Below are 4,636 nucleotides of genomic sequence, written 5' to 3'. Positions count from 1 at the left end.
CCCCATTTTCATGGCAGGGACTATCGTAACCATGACTCATTTTGTAGCAAGGCTCATCAATCTGACTGTATTCATGAATGGCTTCCTGATTGGCTCGAATCACCCTATAGTCATCATCAATAACGGTGACTGGAAAAGGCAAAATATCTAAAAAAGACCATGCAGATTCGATACTCTCCATACTGAACAAATCTGTTACGTTTTCTTCTTTTAACCTTGGGTTTGTTTCCATTGACATTTCAACCAGCTATCACTTTTTTAGTATTTATAATAACCATACTCTTAGTATGACTATAGTGTAAATACAGGAATAGTCGTTGAGGCAAAATTATCGATAAACCGGTTTTGCTGATATAAAAAGACCGCGCTATACAAGCTTATCGGAGTAAAAAATAGGCAAGCAAACAATTGCTGATAAACAAAAGAAATGCGCATGCTTGCCAGAACTTAACCGGATAACGGTACATCAGCGGGCGATTGTCATCGCTTAAATAAGCTGGATTCGGTTTTATCAAGTCTGTCGCAAACTCAGACAATGCCTGATAGCGCTTTTCAGGATAGAGTTGTAAGGCTTTCTGCAAGGTTTTATCAACCCAGCTTGGCATATCCTGAATAAACAAAGCGATGGATTGGTATTCAATGCGATGAAGATCTTGTCTGGTATGAACTTTTGCCAGTTTTTCACCATATGGCAGATGGCCTGTGAGCATTTCATAGACAATACACGCTAAAGAGAATTGATCAGACTGCGGCTGACCAGCACGACCCAATAGATACTCAGGTGCCGTGTAGTGCTTTGTCCCCAACAACTCACTGCGTTGTATCGGCGTTGAGATATCAGCAATGCCGGCAATTTTGGTTGAACCAAAATCAATAATCTTCAGCACGCCATCTCTGGAGATCATGATATTTCCAGGCTTTAAATCCTGATGCAACATATCGAGTCGGTGAAAAGCTCTCAGTGCTGATACAAGCTGAGGCACAAGATCACGTACAGTTTTTAAATCCAAACGTCCAACGTCATCCAGCCACTGTTGCAACGTTTTACCGTCCACGTACTCCATCACATAATAAAGAAAACGACGGGGACGCTTCTGCTCAATGGTCCTGACTACATGTGCATTATTTATTCGTCGCCCTACCCACTCCTCCAAGTGGAACCTTTCCAGGTATGCCGGGTCATCTTCGAAGTTGACCGAAGGTGTTTTAATCACCACTTTCTCGCCCGTTTCAGTATCCACCGCTAAATAAAGCTGGCTTGTAGAACTAGCGTGTAACTCACGACTGATACGATAGCCGTCAAGAATGACACCCTCATATAAATCAGGTGGAAAAGGTAATACGGTGAGTTGAGCAAAAACCTCATCTGGTGCTTGAGTCGGTAATTGTTCAATACACATTAGCTGGCAACTTATATTGTCTTGGCTGCCAGCCTTCAGTGCTTCATCACAAATCCGTTCTGTTAAATCAGATAAATCAACAGAACCTTCTAATATAAACTGTTTGAGCACCTTATCGGGCAAAACATCATGCACGCCATCGGTGGTCAACAGAAACACATCCTTTTCCTGAACAGCGAGTGTTTTATAGTCAATATCCAGACAATAATCGACGCCAAACGCTCTTCCCAGATACTCTTTATTTTCATCAATCCGAATACGATGATCGGTGGTCAATGGTTCAAACTCACCATCACGTAATAGATAAATACGTGAATCACCGACATGAAAAATATGAGCTGTTGTTGATTTAACAACAACAGCACTGAAGGTAGAGGCCATTCCTCTGCCTGCTTGCTGAAACTGCTGACTTTGTCCATGCAACCAGGTGTTGATAGCGGCAAGCACTTTGCTGCCAGACTGTTTCACAGACCAGGAGTCAGGTGTACTAAAGTAGTCACTCATAAAACCAGTCACGCATGCTTGACTAGCTTGTTTTGCTTCATTACTGGAGCTCAGCCCATCTGCAATAGCACAGGCAACACCTTTCGTTTCAAGCAAAGCTAAGTTGGACGGAATGAAAAAACCGACGGTATCCTGATTATCAGCTTTCACGCCTTGTGTTGAACACTGCCCAACTAATACTTTTAACTTTGCCGTCATATTCGTCCTGACGATTAATGCACATCTATCATTTGAATCGAGCCGTCTGGTAAGACCTCGGCCATCTGTCCGCGAGGCTCATCCATAAACTGCACCGCGATCAATGTCACGACCGCCGTCGCACAAATCACAAAGAAGAAGGTTTGTGCAGAAACAAGTGACAGCACGGTTAGAAACGTGACAGCGCCCACATTACCATAAGCACCCGCCATACCGGCTACTTGTCCGGTCAATCGACGTTGAACCAGTGGTACTACCGCGAACACAGCGCCCTCTCCAGCTTGCACAAAGAACGAGCATGCCATGGTTGCCAATACAGCCAACACAATGAACCACTCTGGTGTAATCATACCCATTACGAAATAGCCTACCGCCAGACCGCTGATACAAATGGTCAGTGTTTTCTTACGACCCAGACGATCACTAAACAAACCACCGATAGGTCTCGATACCAGATTCATAAAAGCAAAGCCAGAGGCGAGTAAACCGGCCTGAACAGCACTAATATCAAACGTTTCACTGAAAAACAGAGGCAACATTGACACAACGGCTAATTCAGAACCAAATGTCGCCAGATAGGCTAAATCCAACACGGCCACTTGTTTGAATTTGTAACGGTGAATTTCTGGTGTTTCTTTAACAAACACATCTTTGTTAATTTGATAAATGTGATACACCTGATAGAAAAATAACACCACTAAACCGACATAAATCGCGAGGGTGATTTCGCTGGAGAGCAAACTGACCCCACTGGGTGACAACTTCCATGCTAATAAGGCCAAGGCCGCATACATGGGAATATTCATAACGATATAGAGAAAGAAATCGCCTTTACTGGTTACTTCCATCGCACCCGTTTTTTTCGGTTTGAAATACGTCGATCCCTGAGGCGTGTCAGACACAGTATTGTAATAAATAAAAGCATAAACAAGCGCAATGGCACCAGTCAGGCCAATGGCATAACGCCAACCATCCTCACCACCAAATAATAATGCAATGGTGGGCAGTGACATTGCCGCTGCGGCTGAACCGAAATTACCCCAACCACCATAAATACCTTCCGCTAATCCCACTTGCTTGGCTGGAAACCATTCAGAAATCATACGAATGCCAATAACAAACCCGGCACCGACAAAGCCCAGTAGAAAACGGGCAAGAGCGAGTTGTTCAAAACTATCTGCAAGTGCAAAGAAAAAACAAATCACGCTTGAAATGCCGAGCAGTAGTGAGTACATGATCTTAGGACCGTACTTATCCACTAGCATGCCAATTACTATTCGAGCGGGAATAGTCAAGGCGACATTGAGTATCAGCAACGTTTTTATCTGCTGACTATCGAGGCCAAGCGTATCTTTGATAGCCATCAACAATGGTGCATGATTAAACCACACCACAAAACTGATGAAAAAGGCTATCCAGGTAAGATGAAGGGTACGAATATTATCTTTGAAAGATAATAAATTGAGTTTGTTATTGGACATAAATTCAGCTCTCTTTTGAACATACCGGAATGGGTCCATGTTCGAATAGCGGGAATCATGCCAAAACATAACCTATTGATTTATATATACTTAGAAAAACAAATGCGCATCCTGAATGCATATTTAGCTGCTAATTTGGTGCATTCCGCACAGTATAAGTGCGTTATCTCAACTGATGAGCTGATCTTCGTCGGGCCAGTCTAAATCACAGCAGAAAACATATGTCTTGCCACTAACAACCACTGCTTGTGAAACGGTGATACACATATGAGAACCGGCTACCGACAGGTATGGACGACTTATCTGAGTCATATTCGGATTTTGTATGGCTCTGAAATGGTAATGTCGATGTGACCAGTTAGCATTGACACCAGAAAGTAGCGGTGTAAAACGAATATCCAGTTTGGCTGTATATTTGGGTGAGTTCAGACTTCGGCCAATCTGGTAGCCAGACTCATCAAGCAGGTAACAACGTACAGCTCTGGCATCATCAAATAGGGCGTGACCACAGTCTTCAAAAGATGCCCCTTGTTTAAACGCGTCGAGCTCTTTTTCAAATATCAACTCAAAGGTGCGGAAATGTTGTTGAAGCTTTCGATTATATTGGCTTCGTACATTCTGATGTTGATGAAGTAACTTATCCATGGCTTGACCGAAATCAATCTCCTGCTGGAGATCAGGCTTTGGCTTAGCAAAATAAAACCCCTGAACCATATCTGCGTTACTGGAAATCGCAACCAAGGCTTCTTTTTCAGTCTCAACCCCCTCAATAACCACCAAACTTCCGGTCTCATGAATGAGCGAGACAATGCCAGTCAGAATCCTTTCCACTTTCATTGAGTGGCCTGCTTTTTTTACTAAGCTACGGTCAATCTTGACAATATCAGGCTGTAAATCCCAAATACGGTCAAAATTAGAGTGACCAGCACCAAAATCATCAATCGCAATCAAACAGCCCATTTGACGAAAATGCGTAATCAACTCCCGTAAGTAATCGCGGTTATCAATTTCACTTTCTAAAATTTCAATCACAATGCGCCTTGATGGTAAGTC

General features: G+C 43.1%; 3 protein-coding genes and 1 pseudogene. All 4 read right to left on the bottom strand.

Annotation, left to right across the window (positions count from 1 at the left end):
* Positions 1 to 238, bottom strand: a pseudogene (locus B4K20_RS05935) (hypothetical protein); the annotation flags it as partial.
* Positions 239 to 377: 139 nt separating this feature from the next.
* A complete protein-coding gene (locus B4K20_RS05930; RefSeq protein ID WP_289282235.1) occupies positions 378 to 2,102 on the bottom strand; it encodes a bifunctional protein-serine/threonine kinase/phosphatase in 1,725 nt (574 codons plus the stop codon).
* Between the two features lie 14 nt (positions 2,103 to 2,116).
* The gene (locus tag B4K20_RS05925) at positions 2,117 to 3,583 is read right to left on the bottom strand and encodes a NarK family nitrate/nitrite MFS transporter (protein WP_289282234.1); all 1,467 of its coding nucleotides are present in this window, start codon (positions 3,581 to 3,583) and stop codon (positions 2,117 to 2,119) included.
* 168 nt (positions 3,584 to 3,751) lie between these two features.
* A partial coding sequence (locus B4K20_RS05920; protein WP_289282233.1) for an EAL domain-containing protein occupies positions 3,752 to 4,636 on the bottom strand: 885 nt, incomplete at its 5' end.

Origin of the sequence: Methylophaga sp. UBA5088, from assembly GCF_002414625.1 — a bacterium.
Classification (GTDB): domain Bacteria; phylum Pseudomonadota; class Gammaproteobacteria; order Nitrosococcales; family Methylophagaceae; genus Methylophaga; species Methylophaga marina.
Note: the sequence above shows the minus strand (reverse complement) of the source record. Positions and strands in the feature narration are given on the sequence as shown.

Bases quoted from the DNA above. Each gene is read 5' to 3' on its own strand.
- B4K20_RS05930 (WP_289282235.1), bottom strand. From the start codon at position 2,102: ATGACGGCAAAGTTAAAAGTATTAGTTGGGCAGTGTTCAACACAAGGC.
- B4K20_RS05925 (WP_289282234.1), bottom strand. From the start codon at position 3,583: ATGTCCAATAACAAACTCAATTTATTATCTTTCAAAGATAATATTCGT.